Annotated in this window: 23 protein-coding genes; 9 read left to right on the plus strand and 14 right to left on the minus strand. The window is 74.5% G+C overall.

Annotated features, from left to right (window positions below):
- Window positions 1–83 precede the first annotated feature (83 nt).
- From ahcY to ACFVYI_RS39180, 6 genes are all read right to left on the minus strand, one after another.
- Window positions 84–1,532 (minus strand): adenosylhomocysteinase, encoded by a 1,449-nt coding sequence (gene ahcY, locus ACFVYI_RS39155; protein WP_387894454.1) that lies wholly within the window; start codon window positions 1,530–1,532, stop codon window positions 84–86.
- Window positions 1,533–1,914: 382 nt separating this feature from the next.
- Window positions 1,915–2,889, minus strand: coding sequence for a cation diffusion facilitator family transporter (locus tag ACFVYI_RS39160; RefSeq protein ID WP_387894456.1), 975 nt, complete (start codon window positions 2,887–2,889; stop codon window positions 1,915–1,917).
- A gap of 116 nt (window positions 2,890–3,005) precedes the next feature.
- Entirely contained in the window at window positions 3,006–4,256 is a 1,251-nt protein-coding gene (locus ACFVYI_RS39165; RefSeq protein WP_387894458.1) for an SIS domain-containing protein, read from the minus strand.
- Window positions 4,257–4,348: 92 nt separating this feature from the next.
- On the minus strand, window positions 4,349–4,531 hold the full coding sequence (locus tag ACFVYI_RS39170) for a Trm112 family protein (RefSeq protein ID WP_329487918.1): 183 nt from the start codon (window positions 4,529–4,531) through the stop codon (window positions 4,349–4,351).
- 134 nt (window positions 4,532–4,665) lie between these two features.
- The gene (locus ACFVYI_RS39175) at window positions 4,666–6,051 is read right to left on the minus strand and encodes a phosphomannomutase/phosphoglucomutase (protein ID WP_387894460.1); all 1,386 of its coding nucleotides are present in this window, start codon (window positions 6,049–6,051) and stop codon (window positions 4,666–4,668) included.
- Window positions 6,052–6,215: 164 nt separating this feature from the next.
- On the minus strand, window positions 6,216–6,635 hold the full coding sequence (locus ACFVYI_RS39180; protein WP_360641446.1) for a DUF3499 domain-containing protein: 420 nt from the start codon (window positions 6,633–6,635) through the stop codon (window positions 6,216–6,218).
- Between the two features lie 179 nt (window positions 6,636–6,814).
- On the opposite strand from ACFVYI_RS39180, the gene ACFVYI_RS39185 reads away from it, so the two are divergent.
- Window positions 6,815–7,267 carry a metallopeptidase family protein gene (locus ACFVYI_RS39185; RefSeq protein WP_387894462.1) on the plus strand — a complete coding sequence of 151 codons (453 nt, stop codon included), beginning with the start codon at window positions 6,815–6,817 and terminating at the stop codon, window positions 7,265–7,267.
- Between the two features lie 54 nt (window positions 7,268–7,321).
- On the opposite strand, the gene ACFVYI_RS39190 is transcribed toward ACFVYI_RS39185, so the two are convergent.
- The 3 genes from ACFVYI_RS39190 to ACFVYI_RS39200 all read right to left on the minus strand — a co-directional run bounded on the left by ACFVYI_RS39190 (window position 7,322) and on the right by ACFVYI_RS39200 (window position 13,361).
- Window positions 7,322–8,989 carry a DUF5719 family protein gene (locus tag ACFVYI_RS39190; protein ID WP_387894463.1) on the minus strand — a complete coding sequence of 556 codons (1,668 nt, stop codon included), beginning with the start codon at window positions 8,987–8,989 and terminating at the stop codon, window positions 7,322–7,324.
- 6 nt (window positions 8,990–8,995) lie between these two features.
- On the minus strand, window positions 8,996–12,862 hold the full coding sequence (locus ACFVYI_RS39195) for a glycosyltransferase family 2 protein (RefSeq protein WP_387894464.1): 3,867 nt from the start codon (window positions 12,860–12,862) through the stop codon (window positions 8,996–8,998).
- Between the two features lie 226 nt (window positions 12,863–13,088).
- Window positions 13,089–13,361, minus strand: coding sequence for a WhiB family transcriptional regulator (locus tag ACFVYI_RS39200; RefSeq protein ID WP_148644569.1), 273 nt, complete (start codon window positions 13,359–13,361; stop codon window positions 13,089–13,091).
- A 613-nt stretch (window positions 13,362–13,974) separates the two neighbouring features.
- On the opposite strand from ACFVYI_RS39200, the gene ACFVYI_RS39205 reads away from it, so the two are divergent.
- The 3 genes from ACFVYI_RS39205 (at window position 13,975) to ACFVYI_RS39215 (ending at window position 16,918) form a co-directional block, all read left to right on the plus strand.
- Window positions 13,975–14,604, plus strand: a complete 630-nt coding sequence (locus ACFVYI_RS39205; RefSeq protein WP_387894484.1) for a cysteine dioxygenase — start codon at window positions 13,975–13,977, stop codon at window positions 14,602–14,604.
- A gap of 65 nt (window positions 14,605–14,669) precedes the next feature.
- Complete coding sequence (cofD, locus tag ACFVYI_RS39210; protein WP_387894466.1) at window positions 14,670–15,629, plus strand: 2-phospho-L-lactate transferase; 960 nt, start codon at window positions 14,670–14,672, stop codon at window positions 15,627–15,629.
- Window positions 15,626–16,918, plus strand: a complete 1,293-nt coding sequence (locus tag ACFVYI_RS39215) for a coenzyme F420-0:L-glutamate ligase (RefSeq protein WP_387894467.1) — start codon at window positions 15,626–15,628, stop codon at window positions 16,916–16,918. Before cofD ends, ACFVYI_RS39215 begins: the two co-directional genes overlap by 4 nt.
- 3 nt (window positions 16,919–16,921) lie before the next feature.
- Here ACFVYI_RS39215 and ACFVYI_RS39220 read toward each other — a convergent pair whose 3' ends face one another.
- Window positions 16,922–17,131 carry a hypothetical protein gene (locus ACFVYI_RS39220; RefSeq protein WP_387894469.1) on the minus strand — a complete coding sequence of 70 codons (210 nt, stop codon included), beginning with the start codon at window positions 17,129–17,131 and terminating at the stop codon, window positions 16,922–16,924.
- 16 nt (window positions 17,132–17,147) lie between these two features.
- Window positions 17,148–18,128, minus strand: coding sequence for a DNA-3-methyladenine glycosylase family protein (locus ACFVYI_RS39225; protein ID WP_387894470.1), 981 nt, complete (start codon window positions 18,126–18,128; stop codon window positions 17,148–17,150).
- Between the two features lie 6 nt (window positions 18,129–18,134).
- Here ACFVYI_RS39225 and ACFVYI_RS39230 point away from each other — a divergent pair, with 6 nt between their 5' ends.
- Window positions 18,135–18,626, plus strand: a complete 492-nt coding sequence (locus ACFVYI_RS39230) for an SgcJ/EcaC family oxidoreductase (protein ID WP_387894471.1) — start codon at window positions 18,135–18,137, stop codon at window positions 18,624–18,626.
- A 15-nt stretch (window positions 18,627–18,641) separates the two neighbouring features.
- Here the strand turns inward: ACFVYI_RS39230 and ACFVYI_RS39235 are convergent, their stop codons facing one another.
- On the minus strand, window positions 18,642–19,778 hold the full coding sequence (locus ACFVYI_RS39235; RefSeq protein ID WP_387894473.1) for an N-acetylmuramoyl-L-alanine amidase: 1,137 nt from the start codon (window positions 19,776–19,778) through the stop codon (window positions 18,642–18,644).
- A 104-nt stretch (window positions 19,779–19,882) separates the two neighbouring features.
- On the opposite strand from ACFVYI_RS39235, the gene ACFVYI_RS39240 reads away from it, so the two are divergent.
- From ACFVYI_RS39240 to ACFVYI_RS39250, 3 genes are all read left to right on the plus strand, one after another.
- Window positions 19,883–20,674, plus strand: a complete 792-nt coding sequence (locus tag ACFVYI_RS39240) for a TIGR03089 family protein (protein WP_387894475.1) — start codon at window positions 19,883–19,885, stop codon at window positions 20,672–20,674.
- 36 nt (window positions 20,675–20,710) lie between these two features.
- On the plus strand, window positions 20,711–21,967 hold the full coding sequence (locus ACFVYI_RS39245; RefSeq protein WP_387894476.1) for an LCP family protein: 1,257 nt from the start codon (window positions 20,711–20,713) through the stop codon (window positions 21,965–21,967).
- 214 nt (window positions 21,968–22,181) lie between these two features.
- Window positions 22,182–23,816, plus strand: a complete 1,635-nt coding sequence (locus ACFVYI_RS39250) for an LCP family protein (RefSeq protein WP_387894478.1) — start codon at window positions 22,182–22,184, stop codon at window positions 23,814–23,816.
- 3 nt (window positions 23,817–23,819) lie between these two features.
- On the opposite strand, the gene ACFVYI_RS39255 is transcribed toward ACFVYI_RS39250, so the two are convergent.
- Window positions 23,820–24,437 carry a DapH/DapD/GlmU-related protein gene (locus tag ACFVYI_RS39255; RefSeq protein WP_387894480.1) on the minus strand — a complete coding sequence of 206 codons (618 nt, stop codon included), beginning with the start codon at window positions 24,435–24,437 and terminating at the stop codon, window positions 23,820–23,822.
- 65 nt (window positions 24,438–24,502) lie between these two features.
- Window positions 24,503–25,543 (minus strand): glycosyltransferase family 2 protein, encoded by a 1,041-nt coding sequence (locus ACFVYI_RS39260; protein ID WP_387894481.1) that lies wholly within the window; start codon window positions 25,541–25,543, stop codon window positions 24,503–24,505.
- A 164-nt stretch (window positions 25,544–25,707) separates the two neighbouring features.
- Between ACFVYI_RS39260 and ACFVYI_RS39265 the strand changes: the two genes are divergently transcribed.
- A partial coding sequence (locus ACFVYI_RS39265) for an LCP family protein (RefSeq protein WP_387894482.1) occupies window positions 25,708–26,844 on the plus strand: 1,137 nt, incomplete at its 3' end.

Genomic DNA, 26,844 nt, shown 5'->3' on the forward strand with positions numbered 1-26,844 from the left:
CGCTTTGGTAGGGTGTGTAGTGGTCTAGGAGATGTGTTTAAGAGACAGCGTGTCGGGGTGCCGGCCACGGCCGTGTCACCGGATCAGTAGCGGTACTGGTCCGCCTTGTACGGGCCCTCGACCGGGACGCCGATGTAGTCGGCCTGGTCCTTGGTCAGGGTGGTCAGCTTCACGCCCAGCGCGTCGAGGTGCAGGCGGGCGACCTTCTCGTCCAGGTGCTTCGGCAGCACGTAGACGCCGATCGGGTACTGCTCGGTCTTCGTGAACAGCTCGATCTGGGCGATCGTCTGGTTGGCGAAGGAGTTGGACATCACGAACGACGGGTGGCCGGTCGCGTTGCCCAGGTTCAGCAGGCGGCCCTCGGAGAGGACGATGATGGTGCGGCCGTCCTCCTTGCGCCACTCGTGGACCTGCGGCTTGACCTCGGTCTTCACGACGCCCGGCAGCTGGGCCAGGCCGGCCATGTCGATCTCGTTGTCGAAGTGGCCGATGTTGCCGACGATGGCCTGGTGCTTCATCCGGGCCATGTGGGAGGCCATGATGATGTCCTTGTTGCCGGTCGTCGTGATGAAGATGTCGGCCGTCTCGACGACGTCGTCCAGGGTCGCGACCTGGTAGCCGTCCATCGCCGCCTGCAGCGCGCAGATCGGGTCGATCTCGGTGACGATGACGCGGGCGCCCTGGCCGCGCAGCGACTCGGCGCAGCCCTTGCCCACGTCGCCGTAGCCGGCGACGACGGCGACCTTGCCGCCGATCAGCACGTCGGTGGCACGGTTGATGCCGTCGATCAGCGAGTGGCGGCAGCCGTACTTGTTGTCGAACTTCGACTTGGTGACCGAGTCGTTGACGTTGATCGCCGGGAACAGCAGGTTGCCGTCGCGGTGCATCTCGTACAGACGGTGGACACCGGTGGTGGTCTCCTCGGTCACGCCCTTGATGGTGGCGGCGACCTCGGTCCACTTGTTCGGGGTCTCGACCAGGGTGCGGTTGAGCAGCTCCAGGATGATCCGGAACTCGTCGTTGTCCGCGGTCGACGGGTCCGGCGCGGCGCCGGCCTTCTCGAACTCGACACCCTTGTGGATCAGCAGGGTGGCGTCACCGCCGTCGTCCAGGATCATGTTCGGGGTCTGGCCGTTCGGCCAGGTCAGCGCCTGCTCGGTGCACCACCAGTACTCGTCCAGCGTCTCGCCCTTCCAGGCGAAGACCGGGACGCCCTGCGGGTTCTCCGGGGTGCCCTCCGGGCCGACCGCGATGGCGGCGGCGGCGTGGTCCTGGGTGGAGAAGATGTTGCAGGAGCACCAGCGGACCTCGGCGCCGAGGGCGGTGAGGGTCTCGATCAGCACGGCGGTCTGCACGGTCATGTGCAGCGAGCCGGTGATCCGCGCACCGGCCAGCGGCTGCGACGCGGCGTACTCCGCACGGATGGACATCAGGCCGGGCATCTCGTGCTCGGCCAGCTGGATCTCCTTGCGCCCGAACGGCGCCAGGGAAAGGTCGGCGACCTTGAAGTCACCGGTGATGTCGGTCGACATGCGTCTGCTCCTCGCTGATGGGGTGGGGCACGGCCAAGGTCCTGGGTGTGCGTCGCGGCACGGCGGAGGCCGCACGGGTGCGCGGCAACGCCGGGGCCACCAGCCCACGGGGGGCCGGTTCCCTGCTGCTCAGCACAAACCGTCGGAGGACCTCTCTCCCTCGACCGGCGCACGCCCGCAGGGGACGGACCACCGATCGACCGCCATCAGCAGCGACGTTCTGGCTCTGGGGACGAATCTACACCGGCGGCCCCGGAGGGCGGCTCGGTATGACCGTTTTTCGGCCTGCGGCCGCCGGATCCGACGGCCCGGCGCCCGCGACCGCCCCCGCACGGGTGAGCCGCCGAACGGGTGAGCCACCGGGCCGCCGGCGCGGCGGCGCTCAGTGCGCGGCCGGTGCCGGTCCGCCGGGCGTGGCGTACGGGTCGTCGCCCTGCGCCTCCTTCTCGGCGCTGTACACGTCGGGCTCCAGGTAGATGGCGCGGGCGATCGGGACGGCCCGGCGGACGCGGCTCTCGGCGTCGTCGATGGCCTGCGCCACCTGCGCCGCGGTGTCCTCCGCGTTGACCGCGATCTTGGCGGCCACCAGCAGCTCCTCCGGGCCGAGGTGCAGGGTCCGCATGTGGATCACGCGGGTGACGGAGTCGTGGTCGACCAGGGCGTCGCGGATCTCGGCCACCACCTCCTCGTGCGCGGACTCGCCGATCAGCAGCGACCTGGTCTCCAGCACCAGCACGATCGCGATGACGATCAGCAGCACGCCGATCGACAGGGTGCCGATGCCGTCCCAGACGCCGTCCCCGGTGATCGCGGTCAGGCCGACGCCGAACAGCGCCAGCACCAGTCCGATCAGCGCGCCGGTGTCCTCCAGCAGGACGACCGGCAGCTCCGGCGCCTTGGCCCGGCGGATGTAGGCGGGCCAACCGTGCCCGCCCTTGTCCTTGACGGCCTCGCCGTAGGCGGTGTGGAAGGACCAGGCCTCCAGCCCGATGGCCAGGACCAGCACGCCGATCGGCCAGTACCAGTTGTCCAGCTCGTGCGGGTGGGCGATCTTCTCGTAGCCCTCGTAGAGGGCGAACATGCCGCCGACGCTGAACAGCACGATGGAGACCAGGAAGGCGTAGATGTAGCGCTCGCGCCCGTAGCCGAACGGGTGCTCGGGGGTGGCCTCGCGCTGCGAGCGCTTGCCGCCGACCAGCAGCAGCACCTGGTTGCCGGAGTCGGCCAGCGAGTGGACGCCCTCGGCCAGCATGGAGGAGGAGCCGGAGAACGCGAAGGCCACGAACTTGCCGACCGCGATGCCCAGGTTCGCGGCCAGCGCCGCGACCAGGGCCTTGGTACCGCCTTCGGTGCTCATGCTCGGGTGGATCCCTCCGCCGGGGGCCGTTCACGCAGCCCGCGCTCTGCTCTGTCGAGTTCTGCCTCGGTCGAGTTCCGTCGAGCGCATACGGTACCGGGCCGCCGCGCCGGGGCTCAGGACTGCGCCGCGAGCCCCAGGTAGACGGCGGCGAAGTCGGTCAGCGCGATCAGGTCGGCCAGGGCGTGCAGCGGGTCGGGCCGGGTGCTGGCGTACTCGGTGAGCCGGACGTCGTGGGCGGCGGCCAGCCGGTGCGCCCGGGTGGCCGGGTAGCCGCGCGGGCGCTCGTCGTCGGCCGGCACCTCGGTCGGCCCCGGGTCGTCCTCGCCGGCGGCCGTGCCGCCCGGGAGGTGCCGCAGCACCAGCACCTGGAGGTGCAGCGGGTCCGGCTCGTCGACCCGGTCCCGGAAGAAGTCGTCGGGGTCGGCGCCCGCGCCGAGCTGACCGGCGAACATGCCGCGGTGCGCGGTCAGCACCTGCGGCAGCAGCCCGGCCGGCGCCGGCCGGCCGGCCCGCTCGGCGAGCTGGGCGGCGAACCGGGCGGCGGCGGCCCCGGCCACCGGTCCCTCGGCCCAGAGCAGCGGCACGGTGCCGGCCAGCCGGGCGGCCAGGCTCTTGGCGGGGTTGGTGTAGGCGGCGGCGTCCGGCCGGCAGCGCACGGCGGCCGCGTCCAGCAGGTCGGCGGTGGTGACCGGCGCGTCGTACGGCAGCTGGGTGACGCCGAGCTTCTGGGCCAGTGCGAGCAGCGGGGCGAGGTGCGCCCAGAGCGCGGCCGGGTCCTCGGCCGGGAGGTCCGGCTCGGCGGCCGGCCCGGCCGGGGGCGTGCCGTCGTCGGGCAGGTTCGACGGTACGTAGGGCAGCGGCAGCGCGCGCACCTGGAGCGCGGCCTCGGCCAGTCGGCTGCCGGCGGGGGCGGTGACGACGATGGCGCAGCCGCGCGCGTAGGCCTGTTCGGCGAGGGCGACCAGGCCCTGCTCGCCGCCGTCGGCGGAGCTGATCACCAGCAGGTCGAGCGGCCCGGCCCAGCCGGGCAGCTGCCAGGCCAGCCCGTCGGTGAAGACCGGCGGCGCGACGGACCGGTCGGTGCGCGGCACCGGCACCGCGTCGGTGGGCGGCAGGACCGCGATCAGGCTGGCGGTGCCGGCCAGGGCGGCGAGGATCTCGCCCGCCGTCAGCGCGCTGCCGTGGCCGGCCACCAGTACCGCGCGCGGGCGGCCGTCGGGGCGCAGCCGGTCGAGGCCGGCCGCGTCGGCGAGCCGCAGCGCGGTACGCACGCGCGCGCCGGCGCCGGCCAGGGCCAGCAGGGCACGGTCGTGGTCGGCGCGCTGGAGGGCGGCCGGGTCGTCGAGCAGGGTGTCGTCGAGCATGCGGCGGGCCTCCGGCTGCTGGCTGGGCGCTGCGGGCTGCGAGGGCGGGGCCGGGTGCGGGTCCGCGCCCGTGCGGGTCTTGGCCCCAAGGATCAGGCCGGGCGGCGGGCCTCGTCCACCAGCAGGACCGGAATGCCGTCGCGGACGGGGTAGGCGAGACCGCAGCCCTCACCTGTGCAGAGCAGCTCGGGGTGCTCCTCGCTGCCGCCTTCGGTGAGCGCGGCCCGGCACTGCGGGCAGACCAGGATCTCCAGCAGGAAGGATTCGAGCTTCATGGGGTGTCGGGCTCCAGATCTCGGGGGTGGCACGGCGGTGCCCCGGCCAGGAGGAAACCCTACCGGCCGGGGCACAGGCGGCGTGCGTCAGGCGCGTGCCTCGGGGCGCCCGCGGGGGCGTACGTCCGGGCGGGTCAGCCGCGGACGATGGCGAGCACGCCGTCGCGCAGCTCCGCCATCCGCGCCGGGTCCTTGGCCTCGACGTTGAGGCGCAGCAGCGGCTCGGTGTTGGAGGCCCGCAGGTTGAACCACCAGTCGGACCCGGCCACGGTGAGGCCGTCCAGCTCGTCCACGGTGGTGCCCTCCAGGCCGGCGTACGCGGCGCGGACGGCGGCGGAGCGGTCGGCCTGGTCGGCGACGGTGCTGTTGATCTCGCCGGAGGCGGCGTAGCGGTCGTACTCGGCGGTGAGCGCGGAGAGCGTGCCGTCCTGCCCGCCGAGGGCGGCCAGCACGTGCAGCGCGGCCAGCATGCCGGTGTCGGCGCGCCAGAAGTCGCGGAAGTAGTAGTGCGCGGAGTGCTCGCCGCCGAAGATCGCGTCGGTGACGGCCATCTCCTGCTTGATGAAGGAGTGGCCGACCCGGGTGCGGACCGGCTTGCCGCCGAGCTCCCGGACCACCTCGGGGACGGTCCAGGAGGTGATCAGGTTGTGGATGACGGTCGGCTCGTCCTCGCCGGCGGCCTTGGCCCGGGCGATCTCGCGGGCCGCGACCAGGGCGGTGATGGCGGACGGCGAGACCGGCTCGCCGCGCTCGTCGACGACGAAGCAGCGGTCGGCGTCGCCGTCGAAGGCGAGGCCGAGGTCGGCGCCGACCTCGCGGACCTCGGCCTGCAGGTCGACGATGTTCTTCGGGTCGAGCGGGTTGGCCTCGTGGTTGGGGAAGGTGCCGTCCAGCTCGAAGTACATCGGGACGAGCTCGATCGGCAGGCCGTCGAAGACGGTCGGCACGGTGTGGCCGCCCATCCCGTTGCCGGCGTCGACGACGACCTTGAGCGGGCGGATCGCGGTCAGGTCGACCAGGCCGAGCAGGTGGTCGGCGTAGCCGCGCAGGGTGTCCTGGGCGGACAGCGACCCGGGCTCGACGTCCAGCACGGGCACGGTGACGGTGTCGTCCTCGCCGGTCCAGGACTCGACCAGCTCGCGGATGTCGGAGAGGCCGGTGTCCTGGCCGACCGGGGCGGCGCCGGCCCGGCAGAGCTTGATGCCGTTGTACTGCGCCGGGTTGTGGCTGGCGGTGAACATCGCGCCGGGCAGGTCGAGCCGGCCGCTGGCGTAGTACAGCTGGTCGGTCGAGCAGAGGCCGATCTCGACCACGTCGGCGCCGTACGCCGCGGCGCCCTCGGCGAAGGCCCGGCTCAGCGACGGGGAGGACGGCCGCATGTCGTGGCCGATCACGATCGCGGACGCTCCGGTGACCTGCACGAACGCGGCGCCGAAGGCGCGCGCGAGGCTCTCGTCCCACTGGTCCGGGACGACGCCTCGAACGTCGTACGCCTTCACGAGCTGCTTGAGGTCGCGCACTGCGGCTCCACCCTGGTCTCTGTCTGATCGATGTGCTTCCGGGGGGCGGCTGGCCACCCCCGGGTCACGATACGTCGGGGCACCGCGCCGTTGGGCAGGCGGTAGACGGGCAGCGTACCGGGGTCGGGCGAACGCCCCGTGCGCGGTGCGGGCGGGGCCGACCGTCAGTTGTCGGGCGAGCGCAGCACGCGCAGATGGCCGCGGCGGCCCGCCTCGGTGGACTCGCCCTCGGGGCCGCGGCCCTGACGGGGGGTCTGCGGGCGGGCGGCCTCGCGGACGGCGTTGGCGAGCGCTTCGAGGTCGTCGCTGCTGCGGCGCAGCGGGCCGGCCTCGGCGGCGAGCCGGACGACCTCCCAGCCGCGCGGGGCGGTGAGGCGCTCGGCGTGCTCGGCGCACAGGTCGTAGCAGTGCGGCTCGGCGTAGGTCGCGAGCGGGCCGAGGACGGCGGTGGAGTCCGCGTAGACGTACGTCAGCGTCGCGACGGCCGGTCGGCCGCACGCGGTCCGCGAACAACGACGTACAGAGCTCACGAGGGTGGACGGTACCGCACTCCTCGCCGGGGAGCGAAGACCGCCTGTCCGCAGGGCGTGCCGTGTCGCGGTCCGCGCGCCTTCGACACCCCCCTCGCCACGCTCGGCGGGCGCTGCGCGCCACGCGCCCCCCCGCGCCGACCCGCTCGCCCGTGCGTGCACCCGCCGCCCTGGGCGATTCGCCGTCGGGGTGGTCCACTTCCGACCGTCCAAGGACTACCCTCGGCAGTGATATGGACAGCTCTGCACCGCAGTCATCGACGGGACCTTCGCGCCGCCCGCGCCACCGCGACCGGCACGGCAGGGGTCTGCGCGGCCCGCTGGCGCCTCCGCAGGTGCCGATCTCGCTCACCCGCTCCGAGTTGTTCGACGACTACGTGCGCGAGTCGGTGGAGCGTCTCGAACGGCGTTGGCCGCAGTTGATCGAAGTGGAGTTCGCCGTCCAGGAGGTCCCGCTGCACGAGGCGCAGGGCCCGGACTCGGACGGCGGGGTGCCGCTGGGGCAGGTGTCGCCGGGCCGGCAGGGGCGCAAGAGCCAGATCGTCGTGTACCGCCGGCCGGTGGAGATCCGGGCGAAGTCGCGGGAGGACCGCGCGGCCCTGGTGCACGAGATCCTGATCGAGCAGGTGGCGGAGCTGCTGGGGCTGTCCCCGGACGCCATCGATCCGCGCTACGACGAGGAATGACGCGACGACGAAGGGGCGGTACCCGAGGCCGGGTACCGCCCCTTCGTCACGGCGTCAGCGGAGCACGACCTCCGGGTCCTGCGCGGCCCGCGGGACCTTGACGCTGCTGCGGTCGTCGCGCAACGCCTGGACGGTGAACATCGGCACGTCCTTGCTCGTGATCGCCAGCATCCGGGCGGCCACCACCGGGCCGCCGGAGACGGTCTCCACGGTCAGCGCGAAGCTGCCGTTCAGCCCGGCGGGCTCGGGGGCCGGGAGGGCGACCGTGCCGCCGGCCGGCAGCTGGACGTCCTTGGTGGCCGGGGTGCCGCCGCCGCTGCCGGCCGAGGCGGTGACCCTGACCGTGGCGGCCTCACCGGTGGAGGTGAGGAAGAGCGTGGACGGGCCGCCGCCGCGGTTGTCGGCCACGGTGGCGCGGGCGCCGACCGGGACGGCGCCGGTCAGCCACGCCGCGTCGGACTTGCCGTTCGGGCCGACGCGGTCGACCCGCAGGCCGACCACCACCGGGGTGGGGTGCTTGTCGTCGCTGGGCGAGAGCCGCAGGCCGGCCACCTCGTCGCGGGTGACCTTGCCGAGGTCGACGGCGGCCACCAGGCCGGCCTTGACGTGGATGGACTCGCTGCCCGCCGGGGTGAACCAGCCGTTCTTGCCGGAGAGCTCGATCTTGAGGTCGGCGTCGTCCTCCGGCGGAGCCCAGACCACCAGGCGGGCGGACGCGGTGTCGGCGGGCAGGCCGGGGAGCACCTGGGTGGGCGCCGGGTCGGCCGAGGCGGGCACCCAGTCGGCGCCCTTGGGGCCGTCGGCGGCGTGCACGGCGGCGCCGACCCGGCCGGTGCGGGCGACGACGTGCACGGCGAGGTCGGCGACCTGGCCCTTGCTGATGGTGGGCAGCAGGACGGACTGCGAACTGCCGGGAGCGACGGTGATGCCGTTGGCGGCGTCGTTCTCGATCAGGCCCTTGTCGCCGTACAGCTTGATGTCGACCACGGCGGCGGCGGCCTCGGTGTTGACCAGGCTGACGTAGTCGGAGCGGTCGCCCGCGGTGCTGGCGCCGGCGAACCAGAAGCTGGTGCCGGCCGGGGTGCAGGTGAGGCCTGAGAGGCCCTGACCGCGCTGTTCGGTGACGGTGGTGGTCTGGGTGACGGTGAAGCCGGGCGCCAGGGCGCCGGTGGCGACGGCCCCGGCGCCGGGGGCGGTGTCGCTGTTGGCGGCGGGGGCGACCACGGGGGTGCCGGGCTTGGTCAGGTTCAGCCGGGCGTCGGAGGGCGCGCCGCCCTTGTCCGCGGCGGGCGCGCCGGAGGCGGTGGGTGCCGGGGCCGGGGGCGCCGACGGGGCCGCGGTCGGCGCGGTGGCGGGCGCCGCGGCGTCGGCCACCCAGCCGGCCCCGCCGGCGGCGTCGCCACCGGTCCCGGGCGGGGTGTAGGCGGTGAGGGTGGTCGAGCCGGTCAGGCCCTGGATCGGCTGCGGGCAGACCGCGGCGGTCCGCTCGACCTGCGCCGAGGTCGCCGCTCCGCCCCGGTCCGCGCCGGCCGGGGCGGCCGGCGGGCGCAGCTCGGCGACCCCGAACACCACGGCGAGCACCGCGGCCGCGGCCAGCAGCGACTGGGTCGTCTTCGTCCCTCCGGACGACCCCGTGGGCCCGGCCGGGCCGGACGCGGCCGCGTCCGGCGCGCCGGCGCCGGGCCGGACCTTGGACTTCTTCGAGAAGGCGGGCTTCTTCATCGCGGGTCAGCTCCCCGATCCGTGGTGGTGCGGGTACCGGCCCGGCCCGTTGGGGTTGTTGGGATCGTTCGGGTCGTAGTAGGGCTCGCCCTGCGGCTGCCCCGGCACCCACGGCTGCTGCCCGTCCTGCTGGTAGGGGTCGTAGCCGTACTGCTGGTCCTGCTGGTCCTGCTGGTACTGCTCGTAGCCCGGCTGGCCGCCCTGCGGGTAGGCCTGCTGCTGGTACCCGTCGGAGCCGTACTCCTGGCCGCCGTACGGCGCGGCGACCGGCTGCTGGGCCGGGTAGGAGCCGTAGCTGTACGGGTCGGCCTGCTGGTAGGTCTGGTACGGGTCGGCGTACGGCTCGGCGTCCTGGACGGCCGCGGCCGCCTGGACCGCCTCGACCGGCTGCTCGCCGACGGGCTGCGGCGGGACCGCGCCCGGGCGGCCCTCGTACACACCGCCGTCGCCGTCCCCGTCGCCGCCTTCGCCGCCCTCGCGTTCGGCCATCCGGCGGGCCCGGCGGCTGCCGGGGGCGGGCGCCTGCGCCTGGGCGGCGGCGGCCAGCGCGGCGGCGGCGACCACCTCCTCGGGCAGGTCGTCGTCCTTGTGGCTGCGGCGGCCGGGCAGGGCCAGCACCAGGACGGTCAGGCCGAGCAGCAGCTGGGCCCAGATCCACCCGGTGTGCAGCAGACCGCCCTGCCGGGTGACCACCAGCTTGCCGCCGCCGGCCGGGAGCTTGAAGCCCTGCGCCCAGCCGTCGACGGTGGTGGCCTCCAGCGCGGTGCCGTCCAGGGTGGCCTTCCACTCGGGGGCGGCGGCCTCGGCGAGGCGCAGCACCCGGCCCTCGGGGCCGGCCGCGACGGTGGTGTCGATGTCGCGCTCACCGGCCGGGACCACCACCGGGGCGGCGCCGGGGGCGGTGATCCGGGCGCGGGTCGCCGGGGTGCCGTTGACCTGCCAGAGCGCGGCGCCGCCGTCCTGGTTGGCCTTGACCAGGCCGGGGGTGGTGTCCAGGACGTCCTTGAAGGCGCCGATCAGCGGCCGGTCGACCAGCACGTAGGCGATGCCGTAGCCGGACAGGGCCGCGGCCTGGTCGGCGCCGGAGCCGGCCAGCAGGCTGCCGACCACCCGGTTCAGGCCGTCGGTGGTCCCGGTGGCCGGGTCCACGGTGGACTCGGCCTGTCCGAGCGTCAGACCGGCCCCGCGCACGAGGGTGTAGCGGACCGATCCGCCCTTCGGGTCGCCGGTGACGACCAGGGTGCGGGCGCGGTCGGTGGTACCGGCCTCCTCGGCGATGAAGGCGGGCACCTGGGCGGCCGGGGCCCGGTGCAGCGGACCGTCGGCGCCGGTGACGGCCCACCAGACGCCGGTGCCCAGCGGGGCGAGCACGGCGGCGGCCACCACCAGGGCGGCGACCGGCTGACGCCAGCCGAAGGCGATGCCGGCCACGCGGGCGTTGGCGCCGTCGGCGCCGATAGCGGCGGCGGCCAGCAGGGCGATACCGGCGAGCAGGGAGGCCGGGCCGGCCCACGCGGGGACGGCCGGGCCGCCGGAGGCGGGGGTCACCGAGGTGCCCGCCACCACGACCGCGAAGACCAGGCCGGCGCCGGCGGCGCCCCAGGCGGCGAGCACCGCGCGGCGGCGGTCGGCGCGCAGCAGGGCGGCCAGCGCGGCGAGCACCACGCCCGCCGACAGCCAGACCGGCGGCACTCCGGCGCCGCCCGGGTTGACCAGGAGCAGTCCGAACCCGCTCGCGCCGCCGCCGTGCAGACCAGGCAGGCCGGCCTCCAGCAGCAGCCGCTGGGGGTGCGAGAGCACCTGCAGCGACCAGGGCGCGAGCACCAGCACGGGGGCGCCGAGGATCACCAGCACGCGCAGCCCGAGCAGGCGCAGCGCGGCGCCGCCGGAGCCGAACGCCCCGCCGCGCACCACGGCCGCGGCGAGCATGGCCAGGCAGAGCGGTACCGCCAGCGCCCACGCCAGCGGCACGAAGGCGGTGGCGAGGGTGAGCAGCAGGACCGTCATCCAGACCGGGCGCCAGCCGGGCCGGGCACCCTTGGCGGCGCTCTCGGCGCGGATGCCGAGGCCGGCGGAGATCGCGGCCGCGCGGGCCAGCGGCGGCAGCAGGACGGCGAGGACGGCGGTGCCGATCCGGCCCTGGGCGAGCGCGCCGGTGGCCGCGGGCAGCAGGGCGTAGGTGGCGCTGGCCCAGGCGCGGACCAGCTTGGAGTCGAGCAGCGGCCGGGAGACCAGGTAGGCGCTGACGGCGGCGAGCGGCACCGCGAGGACGACCAGCAGGGTGACCGCGAGGTCGGCGTGGTCGAACAGCGTCCAGGAGAACACCGACAGCACGGCGAGGTACGGCGGCGCGGCCGCGGTGGAGCCGGTGCCGACGGGGTGCCAGGCGTCCGCGTACATCGACCAGAGGCCGCCGGCGCCGTCGGCCGCGGGCAGCAGGGCGCCGCCGAAGAGGTCGCCGGCGCCGAACAGGCCGCGGCAGGCGACCAGGGCGAAGACCAGCAGGGCGGCGAACAGGACCGGCGCGGGGCGCCGGGCCAGCTTCTTGATCAGCGCGAACTGCTCGACGACCAGGTCCTCGGAGTCCTCGTCGCCCGGGCCGGCCTCGACCGAGCCGTGCCGGCCGGCTCCGGAGTCGTCGCCGCCCCCTATGCCGAGCGAGCCGATCACGCCTTCGACGGCGAGCCGTGCGGTCGCTCCGGGCGCCGGGAAGAGCGTGCGGTCGTCCAGGGCGTCGGCGGCGCGCTGCCGGGCCCGGCGTTTGCGGGCGGCCAGCAGCCGGGGCAGCCGGATCAGCTCGTGGCCGAGACCGGCGAGTTCGTCGAAGGCCTGCTTCGGGTCCTTGCCCAGCAGGTTGGTGACCACCCGCAGCAGGGTGCCGAGCACCAGCCGCATGAGGACGTACGGGAAGAGCACGCCCTTGGAGTTGGCGAGCAGGGTGTAGACGGCGCCGGCCTTGTCCAGCCGGTGCGGGTGGGAGGGGCCGCAGTCGATCGCGCGGCGCTCGCGGCTGGCCGCCTCGGCGTGCCGCAGCACGGCGTCGGGGGCGACCACGACGCGGTGGCCGGCGGCGTTGACCCGCCAGCAGAAGTCGGTGTCGTCGCGCATCAGCGGCAGCGCCCGGTCGAAGCCGCCGAGTTCCTCGAAGACGTCGCGGCGGACCAGCATGCCGGCGGTGGAGACGGCCAGCACCGGGCGGACCTGGTCGTGCTGGCCCTGGTCCTGCTCGCGGCGGTCGAGGCCGGTCCAGCGGCGGCCGGAGCGGGCGATGCTGACGCCCACCTCCAGCAGCTGGCGACGGTCGTACCAGCTGCGCAGCTTGGGGCCGACGACGGCGGCGCTGGGGGTCGAGTCGGCGACCTGGAGCAGGCGGCGCAGCGCGTCGGTCTGCGGCTCGCAGTCGTCGTGCAGCAGCCAGATCCACTCGACCGGCTGGGTCTCGCGGGGGCCGCCGCGACCGAGGTCGTCCTCGTGGCCGAGCGGGTCGCCGAAGTCGTCCCAGCCGCCGGTGACCGGGTCGTAGCCGGACGGGTCGAGCCGGTAGGGGAGGTCCTCGGGGCGCAGCGGCGGGCTGTTGAAGACCGCCTCGCCGACGGCGGTGCCGAAGCCGGTCCGGCGGCCGAGGACGATCGGGCCGCTCTCCGGGAGCCAGTCGGCGAGGGTGTCGGCGAGCAGCTGCGGGGAGCTGTCGGTCGAGCCGGTGTCGACGGCGAGCACCCGCTGGACCTGGCGGTCCTGGCCGAGCAGGCCGGCGAGGGCCTGCGGCAGCCAGCGGGCCCCGTCGTGCGAGACGATCACGGCGGTGACCAGGTGACGCGGATAGGCGGGCGGCCTGGCAGCGGTGAAGCCGCTCTGGTGGCTGTAGACGGTCATCGAGTGCGCGGGCCCCAGTTCTCGGTGGACACAGCCGGTGAACGGCAACCGGATGGCGCACCACACTAACGGCTCCGGGTGGCGCCGCCGTCCGCGGGCCGTGGAGGAGCTGTGCGCACCGGGCGGCGCAAGGGCCCGGGAACACGGAAGCGCCCCACCGTCGCGGTGAGGCGCCCGTCGAGCTGTGCGGTTGTCGAAGGGTCAGCAGGGTCAGGGGCCGACCCGGTCAGACCGCGCTCTTCTTGAGCCGACGGCGCTCGCGCTCGGAGAGACCGCCCCAGATGCCGAACCGCTCGTCGTTGGCGAGGGCGTACTCCAGGCACTCGGAGCGGACCTCGCAGGCGAGGCAGACCTTCTTGGCCTCGCGGGTGGAGCCGCCCTTCTCGGGGAAGAAGGACTCCGGGTCGGTCTGGGCGCACAGCGCGCGCTCCTGCCAACCGAGTTCTTCTTCCTCCTCCTCGATGCCGTCACCGATCAACAGCTCAAAGAGCTCGCTCATGTGGCGCGCCTCCTCTGCCCCTATTTGGCGTCCCCGTGGTTGCCGTGGCCTCGTGCGGCTGACGACACGAGTGAAATTACAGTTGCGTCACTCTGGCCCAGTCAAGCCGAGCTCTGGTATTGGGGCCAGGATTCACTCCCCGGCACCAAGCCGTTACGAATAGTGTACATATCCGGACACATCGGACTAACAGCCCGGATCCCGTCGAACCCTTCGCAACCAGCCACCGTGTGACGCGCAGTCATCGTCACAGGTCGGTCATCGGCCTGCCTTCCCGGCGATCTTCCCATCGAAACATAGAGGGTGATTTATCACCCCATCGGGTAGTTCATGGGCTATCCCGCCCGAATGCCCCGGCTCCGGAGTTGACACCGCACCGTCGGATGCGGTCTCCTTTCCCTCATGTCAGAGTTCGCCAGCCCCCGGAGCGGTTCCACGCTCCGCCGTGCCGTGAACTCTTGTTGTCGCCTCTGTTCCTGTATCTAGGCGCCCGCAGTCCCGCCGCGCGCCGCCCAGGAAGCACAGAGGCCGCCCGCGATTCCCGCCCCAGGACATCCCGGATCCGGCTGATCCCTGTCGAACCAGCCGTACTCCGAGGACGACTCCCGTGCGCATGAACCGCATCCGCAAGCGGAACCGCGACCGCAACAAGCTCACCCGCCGTGGCCTCACGCCCACCGCCCCTCCCCCGGCGCCCGCCCGCCCCGCCCACCGCTGGGCCGACGGCCTGAGCGACGTCTCCATCGCCGGCGACCCGCTGGCCTTCCCGCACCTGGCCCGCACCGACCTGCCGGGCCACCCCACCACCGTCGCCGGCCACGCCCGCCTGGTCCGCGAGATCGCCGCCGACCGGGCCCGCTGGGAGCCGCTGGTGCGCTACGACGCGCTCACCCGCTGGTACGCCCGGCTGGAGACCGGCCCCGGCTACGAGGTCTGGCTGCTCAGCTGGCTGCCCGGCCAGAGCAGCGGCTTCCACGACCACGGCGTCTCCTCCGGGGTGATGACCGTCGTCCAGGGCGAGCTGATCGAGCGCTCCCTCACCCACGCGGGCGAAGGCGCCCGCACGCTGCGCCCCGGCGGGCAGCGGGTGTTCTCCTCCGGCTACCTGCACGAGGTGGTCAACGGCGCGCTGGAGCCCGCCGTCTCCATCCACCTGTACACGCCGGGCCTGACCGAGATGAACCAGTACGGCGGCACCACCGTCCCCGAGCAGCACCCGCAGGAGCAGGCCGAGGCCCACTGACGACGGGCGGCGGGCGGCCCGGCGAAGCGGGCTGACGGCCAGTCGGGCCGTGGCAGGATGGGCGCATGCGCATCGTGGCACTGGCAGGCGGAATCGGCGGAGCGCGCTTCCTGCGCGGACTCAAGGAGGCCCTCGGCCCGGAGGACGAGATCACCGTCATCGGCAACACCGGTGACGACATCCACCTCTACGGCCTGAAGGTCTGCCCCGACCTCGACACGGTGATGTACACCCTCGGCGGCGGCATCCACGAGGAGCAGGGCTGGGGCCGGACCGACGAGACCTGGTCGATCAAGGCCGAGATGAAGGAGTACGGCGTCGGGCCCGAGTGGTTCGGGCTCGGCGACCGCGACTTCGCCACCCACCTCGTCCGCAGCCAGATGCTCACCGCGGGGTACACCCTCAGCCAGGTCACCGAGGCGCTCTGCGTGCGCTGGCAGCCGGGCGTGCGACTGCTGCCGATGAGCGACGACCGGGTCGAGACGCACGTGCGGATCACGGACGGGGACGGCACCCGGGCGATCCACTTCCAGGAGTACTGGGTCCGGCTGCACGCCGCCGTCGACGCCGAGGCGATCGTCCCGGTCGGCGCGGACACCGCCAAGCCCGCGCCCGGCGTGCTGGAGGCCGTCGCGGCCGCCGACGTCATCCTGTTCCCGCCGTCCAACCCGGTGGTCTCGATCGGCACCATCCTCGCCGTGCCCGGCATCCGGGCCGCGGTGGCCGCCGCCCCGGCGCCGGTGGTCGGGCTCTCCCCGATCATCGGCGGGGCGCCGGTGCGCGGCATGGCCGACAAGGTGCTGGCCGCCGTCGGCGTCGAGGCGACCGCGGAGGCGGTCGCCCTGAACTACGGCGCCGAACTCCTGGACGGCTGGCTGGTGGACACCGCCGACGAGGCCTCGGTCGCCGCGGTCGAGGCCGGCGGGATCGCCTGCCGGGCCGTGCCGCTGCTGATGACCGACGTCGCCGCCACCGCCGAGATGGCCCGGGCCGCGCTGGCGCTCGCCGAGCGGGTGCGGGCGTGACCCTGCACGTCCTGCCCGTCACGGGCCTGCCGGAGATCGACGCCGACTCCGACCTCGCCGCACTGATCGCCAAGGCCGCGACCTACCAGGACGGCGATGTCCTGGTCGTCACCTCGAAGATCGTCAGCAAGGCGGAGGGGCGGGTGCTGCGGGCCACCGACCGCGAGGCCGCGATCGACGCCGAGACCGTCCGGGTGGTCGCCCGGCGCGGCCCGATCCGGATCGTCGAGAACCGCAACGGCCTGGTGATGGCCGCCGCCGGGGTCGACGCCTCCAACACCGCCCCCGGCACCGTGCTGCTGCTGCCCGAGGACCCGGACGCCTCCGCCCGCGCGCTGCGGGCCCGCCTCCAGCAGCTCACCGGGCTCCGCCTGGCCGTCGTCCTCACCGACACCTTCGGCCGGCCCTGGCGCAACGGCCTCACCGACGTCGCGATCGGCGCCGCCGGACTGCCCGCCCTGGAGGACCACCGCGGTCGCACGGACAGCCACGGCAACGAGCTGGCGATGACCGTCACCGCCACCGCCGACGAGCTCGCCGCCGCCGCCGACCTGGTCAAGGGCAAGGCCACCGGCACCCCGGTCGCGGTGGTCCGCGGCCTCGGCCACCTGGTCACCGCCGAGGACGGCGAGGGCACCCGGCCGCTAGTGCGCGCCTCCGCCGACGACATGTTCCGGCTCGGCACCTCCGAGGCGCTCCGACAGGCCGTCACCCTGCGGCGCACCATCCGCGCCTTCACCCCCGAACCGGTCGACCCGGGCGCCGTCCGCCGCGCCGTCGACGCCGCCGTCACCGCACCCGCCCCGCACCACACCACGCCCTGGCGGTTCGTCCTGCTGGAGTCGGCCGAGGTCCGCACCCGGCTGCTGGACGCGATGCTCGCCGCCTGGCAGCGCGACCTGCGCGAGCTCGACGGCTGGGACGACGCGCTGATCGCCCGGCGCACCGCCCGCGGCGACGTCCTGCGCGACGCGCCCTACCTGGTCGTCCCCTGCCTGGTGATGGACGGCGCGCACGACTACCCGGACGCGCGCCGCGCCGCCGCCGAGCGCGAGATGTTCACCGTCGCCATCGGCGCCGCTGTGCAGAACCTGCTGGTCACCCTGGCCGGCGAGGGCTACGGCACGGCCTGGGTCTCCTCCACGATGTTCTGCCGCGACACCGTCCGCGCGGCGCTCGACCTGCCGGCCGGCTGGGACCCGATGGGCGCCGTCGCGGTCGGCCGCCCGGCCGAACCGCCCCGCGAACGCCCGGCCCGCAGCGCGGCCGCCTTCGTCGAGGTGCGGTAGGGGTCAGGTGTCCAGGTCGTCCGGCAGCAGCCGGAAGGACTCGTGGTTGGTCAACGGCCTGATCGCGCGGAAGAGCCTGCGATCGACGGTCAACACCGCAGCGGTCCGGAACTCGGCCGCCAACGCGACGTTGATCGCGTCCGTCAGGCCCATGTTCAACGCCGGGTAGCGGCGCATGACGACCCGGGCGGCGCTGAGATGGGAGGCGACCAATGTACTACGGCGTAGTTCACCGCCCCCGGTGGTCGTTGGGGGCCAGGCGGGGGCCGTAGCGCGGGGCCCGGGCGCCGGCGGCGAGCAGCAGGCGGCAGAGGCGGTACCGGTGCGGGCGGTAGGGCTCCAGGAGGGCCAGCATCTGCGCGTCGTCGCTGCGGGGGCGGCCGGCCAGGGCCCAGCCGACCAGGTTGGGGAGGTGGTAGTCGCCGACCGAGACCGCGTCCGGGTCGCCGTTGCTGCGCTGCAGGGTCTCGGCGGCCGTCCAGACCCCGATGCCGGGAACGGCGGTGAGGCGGGCGAACGCCTCGGCGTGGTCCATCGCCGAGGCCTCCTCCAGCCGGGCGGCCAGCCGGACGGCACGCACCACGGTGGCGGAGCGCTTCGGGTCCACGCCCGCGCGGTGCCACTCCCAGCTGGGGAGCAGCGCCCACTCACGGGCCGACGGCGCCACCCGCATGCCCTCGGCCGGGCCGGGGGCCGGGGTGCCGAAGTCGCGCAGCAGGGTCCGCCAGGCCCGGTACGCCTCGTCGGTGGTGACCTTCTGCTCCAGGATGGCGGGCACCAGTGACTCCAGCACCAACCCCGTCCGGGTGAGCCGGACACCGGCCGCCTGCCGCTGGGCCTCCCGCAGCGGGCCGGGCGGCAGCACCAGGCCGGCCGGGTCGTCCCCGGCGCCGAGCAGCGCGGGCAGCCGCTCCAGCAGCCAGCCCGCCCCCGGCCCCCAGGCCCGCGCCTCGACCTCGCCGTCGGCCGGCCGGGCCAGCACCCGCAGCGTGCCGACGCCGGCCGGGGTGCGGGAGGCCCGCCAGAGCGCGCCGTCGCCGGTGGTCCGGTAGGAGGGGTCGGCCGGGCCGCGCCGCAGCGGCAGCAGGGTGCGGGCCACGTCGAGCGGGTAGCCCAAGCGCCAGCGGCGCTCCCGCGCGCCGGTCGCAGCCTCGTCCGTCACCGCCGTGCGCCTCCTCCGCTGTCCGGCTCCACCGCCTTCGCCGACCATGGGGATATGAACGATACGCGGCAGCCGGAGCTGTCCTCCGCGGACGAGGGCGCGGTGCGGGCGCTCTACCACCGGGCACTGGACGGCTGGAACCTGCAGGACGGCGCGGCGTGCGCCGGGCCGTTCGCCGAGGACGGGGAGATGATCGGATTCGACGGGACCAGGTACGTCGGGCGGTCGGTGATCGCCGCCGAACTGGGGCGGGTCTTCGCGGACCACCCGACCCCCGAGTACGTCGCCAGGGTGCGGCGGGTCCGGGCGCTCGGCCCGGGGGTGGCCGAGCTGGACGCCGTGGCGGGCCTGGTGCCGGACGACGCCGAGGACCTCGATCCGGCGCTCAACGCCCTGCAGACGGTGATCGCCGTCAACGCCGGCGCGGGCTGGCGGATCGCCCTGCTGCAGAACACCCCGGCCCGGTACGACCTGCGCCCGGACCTCGCACGGGCGCTGACCGCCGAGCTGCGGGCACTGGTCCCACGGGGGCCCGGACCGGTCTAGACGCGCGCTCCGGGGTCACCGTGCCGTGGGGGCCGGCCACCGGGCGCCGCTCTGGAGCAGGGCGGCCTGGGTGCGGATGGCGGGGAGCAGCGGGTAGAGCGTGGCGCCGGGGCACTCGGTGTTGAAGGCGTCGCGGTGGCCGGAGACGGCTTCGAAGGTGGCGGTGGTGCCCTTGGGGTAACGGCTGCCGTCGGAGGAGGAGACCAGCTGGGTGCGGCCGGCGGCGGCCTGGCCGGCCAGGCCGAGCTTCCAGGCGGCGAGCCGGGCGAGCCCGTCCGGCACGGGCGGCGGCGGGGTGTCGGTGACGAAGGTGCCGAGCGCCGCGACGCCCGCCGAGTCGGTGTTGAAGCCCAGGGTGTGCGCGCCGTGCACCGGGAGCTCGGCGCCGCCGGCCCGGCCCTCGTAGACGGTGCCGCAGCGGTCGACCAGGAAGTTGTAGCCGATGTCCCGCCAGCCGTTGCTCTGCACGTGGTACTGGTAGATCGCCCGGATCACCCGGGGGGCGTCGGAGCAGGCGTACTCGGTGGCGGTGACGGTGTGGTGGACGAAGACCACGCGGACCGGGCCGGTGTACCCGAGCTCCGGGTCCCGGAGGGACTCGTCGGCGCCCCAGCCGGCCCGGGTGACGATGGCGGGCCGGGGGGCCTGGTGCCCGTCCGGCGACTCGGCGGGCAGCGTCCGGGTGGTGGCCGGGGCGGCGCCGTGCCCGGGGTCGACCAGTTCGAGCCGCAGGCCGGCCGGCAGCCCGGCGGGGCCGGGGGTGACCTGCACCGCCACGCCGTCGCTCGGGCCGGTCCAGAGCGGCGCCGTCGCCCCGCCGCCGGGGTGGTCCGGTCCGTCCTCGCCGTCCGCCTCCAGCTCGTGCCAGCCGCTCCAGACGTGGGTGCCGGCGTCCCTCGTGCGGACCCGGACGGAGCCGCCCGCGAGCGAGCGGGCGGGATCGTCCCAGCCGACCCCGAGCAGTTCGAACGGCTTGGTGGTGCGTGGCGCCAGGGCGCGGCCGGCCGTCAGCGGCAGCGAGGTGACCGAGCCGCCGCCGGCCGACGTCCGGCGCTGCGGGGCGGGATCGGTCACGGCCGCGGCGGTGACGGGCTGGAGGAGCAGGACGGCGGTGCAGCCGGCGAGTGCGGCGACCGGCAGAGAGATACCCATAGAAGGGATGTTCACCGCAAAACACCCCGCTCGCCATGCCGCCCCGCGCAAGGTCCGCCACCCCTCCCGGTCGCCCACCCGAAGGCCGTAGGCTGGGGCGCACCATGACTGCGCTTTTCGCTGCCGATGCCCGAACCCCCGTCGAGCTGCTGCACGCATTCCTGCGAGGTGGCACTCCCTCAGTCGACCCCGCGGCTCCGCTGGTCACCTTCTACGACGACGCCACCGGCGAACGGGTGGAACTCTCCGCCCGGACCTTCGACAACTGGGTGGCCAAGACCGCCAACCTGCTCCAGGACGAGCTGAACGCCGGTCCGGGTGACCGCGCCGCCCTCCTGCTGCCCGCCCACTGGCAGAGCGCCGTCTGGCTGCTGGCCTGCTGGTCGGTCGGGGTGACGGCGGTGCCGGGCGGCGACCCGGCCGACGCCGACCTGGTGGTCAGCGGTCCGGACGGCCTGGAGGCCGCCCAGGCCTGCGAGGGCGAGCGGGTGGCCCTCGCCCTGCGTCCGCTCGGCGGCCGCTTCCCGCAGCGTCCGGACGGCTTCCTCGACTACGCCGCCGAGGTGCCCGGCCAGGGCGACCGCTTCGCGCCGTACTCCCCCGTCACCCCGGACGCGCCCGCGCTGGAGACCGGCATCGACGGCCTGCCGCTGAAGCTGACCGGCGACCAGACCGTCCAGCTGGCCCGGGAGGGCGCGGCCCGGCTCGGCATCACGGCCGGCGACCGGGTGCTCTCCACCCACTCGTACGAGGACTGGGCGGGCCTGGAGGCCGGCCTGCTGGCCCCGCTCGCGGCGGGCGCCTCGGTGGTGCTCTGCCGCAACTCGCAGGGCCTGAGCGCCGAGCAGTGGGAGAAGCGGACCGAGTCCGAACGGGTGACACTGCGCCTCGGGTAACCCCCGGGTCCGGCCGGGCGGGTAGGCATCCCTGCCATGGCCGAGGACGACACCGAGCACCCCCCGACCGAGAACCCCCCGTCCGGGGACGCCCACGCGCCCCCGGACTCCCCGACCAAGCCCCGGCGCAGGCGCCGGCGGTGGCTGATGATCACCGCCGGTGCCCTCGCCTTCCTGCTGGTCGCCTGCGGCGCCCTGCTCTGGATCGCCTACCGCAAGCTGGACGGCAACATCCGGACCGACTCGACCACCGACCGGTTGCTGGCCCGTCTGGAGGCCGAGCGGCCCAGCCGCACCGCCGGGGCCAAGGGCGCCGAGAACATCCTGCTGATCGGCAGCGACGACCGCACCGGCGCCAACGCCTCGTACGGCGAGGCCGGCGGGCAGCGCTCGGACACCACGATCCTGCTGCACCTGGCGGCGGACCGGAAGCGCGCGACCGCGGTCTCCATCCCCCGCGACGTCATGGTCACCGTGCCGGCCTGCGAGAAGCCGGACGGCACCCGGAGCAGGCAGGTGCTGGCACAGTTCAACTCGGCCTTCGAGACCGGTGGTCCGGCCTGCTCGATCCGGACCGTCGAACAGCTGAGCGGCATCCGGGTGGACCACTACGTGATCCTCGACTTCAGCGGCTTCAAGGCGATGGTGAACGCCGTGGACGGGGTCGAGGTGTGCGTCCCGCAGGCGATCCACGACAAGGACGCCAAGCTGGACCTGCCGGCCGGGCGGCAGACCCTGCACGGCGAGCAGGCGCTCGGCTACGTCCGGGCCCGGGAGACCCTCGGCGACGGCAGCGACACCCAGCGGATGGGCCGTCAGCAGCAGTTCCTGGCCGCCCTGATCCGCAAGGTGGAGTCGCAGGGCGTCCTGCTGAACCCGGCCCGCCTCTGGCCGGTCCTGGACGCGGCGACCTCCTCGGTCAGGGCCGACGGCGGCCTCTCCTCGCTGGGCGCGCTCTACGACCTGACCCAGGACCTGCGCGGCATCCCGTCCGCGAACGTGGTGTTCCTGACCGCGCCGCGCCGCCCGTACCGCTTCGACTCGGACCGGGACGAGTTCGTGCAGCCGCAGACCACCCAGCTGTTCACGGCGCTGCGCGACGACCGGTCGATCACCGTCCGCCCGCCGGGCTCCCCCGATCCCGCCGCGGCGGCGGGCGCGAGCCCGGGGCCGTCGGGCGCGGCGACGGCGGCGACCGGATCGGACCGGGCCGTCGGCGCGTCACCCAGCGCGACCGCGCCGCCCTCCTTCGAGGGACGCACCGCGGACGTGGATGCCTGCACGATCCGTTGACCGCCTTCCGGGGTCACCCTTTTGTGTACAGATCATGGTCTTCGAAGGCTTTCCCGGGGAATTCCCGGAACCGCGATGTGCCTGGTGAATTGCGGTTCCCGAACATGGCGGAGATCACATCAGGAACAATTCCCGCACTCGACTCGTCTAGTGTGTCCGGGTCGGCGCGCAGCCCGCGCGCCACCCGTGGACCGGTCGGAGGGAGGGAAGCCCCGTGCAGCAGGACTGGCAGGAGGTCGACCCCGCCGACCAGCAGGTCCCCCCGGCCGGGGACCGTGGCAGGACGCCCGGCCCGGACGGCCGGCAGGACCGGGCCGCGGGCATTCCGGTCCAGCGCCGCCGGGCGCCCGGGCCCGCCGCCGAGCCCGCCCGTACCGGCGGCCGGGCCGCCCGCCGCCGCCAGGCCGCCGCCGAGCGCCCCCGCCGGCGGGCGCTGAAGTGGACGGCCGGTGTCGGCGCGCTGGTCCTGGTGGCCGGCTGCGGCGGGGCGTACTACGCCTACCAGCACTTCAACAACAACATCACCGCCGTCAAGGTGCAGTTGGGCAGCGAGGCGGAGCGGCCCAAGGCGGCCGGCGACGCGCTCAACATCCTGGTCATCGGCACCGACAGCCGCGCGGGCCTGGGCCGCGAGTACGGCGACGAGGGCAGTACCGGGCACGCGGACACCACGCTGCTGTTCCACGTCGCCAAGGACCGCAGCAATGCGACCGTGATCAGCATTCCGCGCGATCTGATGGTGCCGATCCCCGAGTGCGAGATCACCGGCGGCAAGAAGATCCCCGGCTCGGCGCGGACGATGTTCAACGAGAGCCTCGGGCAGGAGGGCCGCGATCCGGGCTGCACCTGGAAGACCGTCGAGAAGATGACGGGAATCCGGGTCGACCACTTCGTGATGGTCAACTTCGACGCCGTGAAGACGCTCTCCACCGCCGTCGGCGGGGTCGAGGTGTGCGCGGCCAAGGACATCAACGACCCGGACTCGCACCTGAGGATGACCAAGGGCCGGCACGTGGTCCAGGGTGACGAGGCACTCGCCTTCGTCCGCACCCGGCACGCCGTCGGCCTCGGCGGGGACCTCACCCGGATCCCGCTTCAGCAGCAGTTCATCAGCTCGATGATCCGCTCGATCAAGAGCAGCGACACCCTGACCAGCCCGACCAAGCTGTGGAAGCTCGCCGACGCCGCCACCAAGGCGCTCACCGTGGACGACGGGATCGGCAGCGTCGACAAGCTGAAGGACCTGGCGCTGGACATCAGCAAGGTCGACACCAAGAACATCACCTTCACCACCGTGCCGGTGCTGGACGACCCGAAGGACGAGAACCGGCTGGTGCTCAAGCAGCCGGACGCCGGTCAGGTGTTCTCGCTGGTCGCCGGCGACCGCTCGCTGACCGGGACCACCGCGCCCGACGCCGCCACCGCCGAACCGACGCCGGCCGCGCCCTCCCCCACGGCCACCACCGCGCCGGTGGACGCCAAGGACGTCCGGGTGGCGGTGCGCAACGGCAGCGGGACGCCCGGGCAGGCCCAGCAGGCCGTCGACAAGCTCCGGGCGAAGGGCTTCGCCAAGGCCACGACCGCCCCCAACGCGGCCGCCACGCCCATCAGTTCGGTGTCCTACCCGGCCGGGAAGGCCGCCGAGGCGGCCGCGCTGGCCGCCTCCCTCGGACTGCCGGCCGACGCGGTCAAGGAGGACCCGAAGGCGGGCGGCAGGGACGGCCTGGCCGTGGTGCTCGGCAAGGACGTGCTGGCCGCCGCGACCGCGAGCGCCGCCGCCGCGCCGACCGAGGCGCCCAAGGACCTCCAGCGCGTCCAGGCGGACGACACCGACGTCTGCGCGAAGTGACCCTCAGAGCAGGGCGAGCAGGCCGTCCGTCTCGCGGTACCGCTCGCCGGTGCGCGGGCAGCGCCACCGGCCCCCGCCGTCCGGCTCCAGCGGCTCGCCGGCCCGGCCGACCCACTTGATCCGGCGGGCCGGGACACCGACCACCAGGGCGAAGTCCGGGACGTCCCGGTGCACCACGGCGCCGGCCGCGACCAGCGCCCAGCGGCCGACCGTCACCCCGGCGACCAGCACGGCGCGGCCGCCGATCGAGCAGCCCTCCCGGAGGGTCACCCCGCGGGCGTGCCAGTCGTCACCGCGCTTGAGCCGGCCGCCGACGTCGACGGAGCGCGGGTAGAGGTCGTTGGTGAGCACGGCCGCCGGACCGACGAACACCTCGTCCTCGATCACCGCGGGCTCGTACACCAGCGCGTGGTTCTGCAGTTTGACGCGGTTCCCGATCCGCACGCCCGGACCGACGTAGGCGCCGCGTCCGATGATGCAGTCGGCGCCGATCACCGCGTCCTCGCGCACCTGGGCGAGGTGCCAGACGGTCGTTCCGGCGCCGAGCACCGCCCGCCCGTCCACGTCCGCGCTCGGCTCGACGCGGGCACCGACGACGGACCCGCCCTCAACTGTCCCCATGGCGCCCGACGATAGCGGCGGGGCGGGGGCGGCGAGGGCGGGTCGGGGGTATTGGCCGGATCGGGTCAGCGGGCCTCGGCGGCCGCGTCGGCGGCCGAGGGCGCCCGGCTGGCGATCACCCGGCGGGCCAGCGAACGCGGCGAGGTGAGGAAGCCGAAGCCCCAGCTGAGGTGCATGGTCGCGAAGGCCACCGGCAGCAGCGCCCTGGCCTTCGCCGAGAGGCCGCGGCCCTCGACCAGTGCGCCGCCGACGATGCCGAGCAGGTAGGCACCGGGCACCGCGAGGAAGGCCGGGTGGACGGCGGCGCCGAGCACCAGACCGAGCGTCACCCCCAGGAAGGCGGCCGGCGGGGCGAGGTAGCGGAGGTTGACCGAGCCCTTGTGGTAGCGGGTGACGACCCGGCGCCAGCGGCCGTAGTCCTTGTACTGCTTGGCCAGCGCCCGCACGCTGGGCCGGGGCCGGTAGGTGACGCGCAGCTGCGGGGTGAACCAGACCAGCCCGCCGTCCTGCCGGATGCGGTAGTTGAGCTCCCAGTCCTGGGCGCGGACGAACTCCTCGTTGTAGCCGCCGAGCCGCTCCAGCACCTCGCGCCGGAACACCCCGAGGTAGACGGTGTCCGCCGGGCCGGCCAGGCCGCCGGTGTGGAAGGCGGCGTTGCCGACGCCGATCTTGGAGGTCATCGCGGCGGCGACCGCGTTCTCCCACTCGGTCTCGCCCTCGGCGTGCATGATGCCGCCGACGTTGGCGGCCTCCATCTCGCCGAGCAGCCGGACCGCCGTGGTGATGTAGCCGGGGGTCAGCAGGCCGTGGCCGTCGACGCGGACCACTATCGGATGGCTGGAGCCGCGGATCGCGGCGTTCAGCCCGGCGGGGGTGCGACCGGTGGGGTTCTCCACCGTCCTGACCCGCGCGTCCTCGGCGGTCAGCTCGGCGGCGATCTGCGCGGTCCGGTCGGAGGACGGACCGAGGGCGATCACCACCTCCATCGGCCCGGCGTAGTCCTGTTCCAGGATGTGCCGGACGGCCGTGCGCAGGTGTCGTTCCTCGTTGAGCACCGGCATGATCACGGAGACCGCCGGCAGCTCCTCAGCAGCCTTGGTGTTCATCGGGGCCAACCGTACCGGTGCGGGCGGGTCTCCGTCTTGTCCCGGTCTGGGCGACTCCACGCACCCCGCACTGAAGGAACGTTTCGCCGATCGGGCCCACCGTACTCCCCGCCCCCGGCGCGCCCTCACCCGCCCCGGAGCGGGCCGCCCCTACCATCCGAGAGATGCCCGTCTCCCCCCTCACCGCCCTGCCCGGACGGCGCCGTCGCTGGCCCCGCCGACTGGCCGCCGGCATCGCCTTCGGCGTCCTCGCCACCTCCTGCGGCGGCTGGGCGGTCCTGCACGGCCTCGGCTCGATCGACCGGGTGGACGCCTTCAGCGGCGACGTGGCCCGGCCCGACGACGACGGCTCGACCACCTTCCTGGTGGTCGGCACCGACGAACGGGACGGCATCCCGGAGAAGACCCTCAAGGACCTGTTGCACGCCGGGGGCGAGGCCTGCCACTGCACCGACACCATGATGATCGTCCAGGTCGCCGGGGACGGCTCCCGGGCCAGCGTGATCAGCATCCCGCGTGACTCGTACGTGGACATCCCCGCCCACCGGGACCAGGTCACCCGCAAGGAGGTCCCGGCCGGCAAGGGCAAGGTCAACGCCGCGTTCGGGATGGGCGGGCCGCAGCTCACCGTCGCCACCGTGGAACAGAACACAGGGCTGCGGATCGACCACTACCTCCAGGTGAACTTCGCCGGGTTCGTCTCCGCCGTGGACGCCGTCGGCGGGGTGCGGGTCTGCACCACCAAGCCGCTCAAGGACGAGTACTCAGGCCTCGACCTGCCGGCCGGCACCAGCACCCTGGACGGCGCCGGCGCGCTCAAGTACGTCCGCGCCCGGCACGTCGACGCCAGCTCCGACCTGGGCCGGATGCACCGCCAGCAGAAGGTCGTCGCCCAGCTGCTGCACCAGGTGGCGGACAGCGGGACCCTGCTCAACCCCGTCCGGCTGGCCAGGCTCACGGACAGCCTGCTCGGCTCGGTGAAGGCGGACAAGGACCTCACCGCGGCCGATCTGATCACCCTGGCGACCAGGCTGCGGGAACTCTCGGCGGGCCGGGCGGACTTCGCGACCGTGCCGCTGGCGAAGGTGGACCACCAGGTGGCCGGGTGGGGCTCGACCGTGCTCTGGGACCAGGCGGGGGCGAAGGCCCTGTTCGACGAGGTGCGGGCGGGGCGGCCGCTGGGCGGTGCGGCGCAGCCTGCCCCGGGCGGCGCGCCGGACGCCGGGGCCGACCCGGGCGGGGACGCGGCCGCCTCCCCCGGCGCCGCGTCGGCCGCACCGACCGCCGTGGCGCCGGCGGCC

This window comes from Kitasatospora sp. NPDC058218 (genome assembly GCF_042882445.1).
Classification (GTDB): domain Bacteria; phylum Actinomycetota; class Actinomycetes; order Streptomycetales; family Streptomycetaceae; genus Kitasatospora.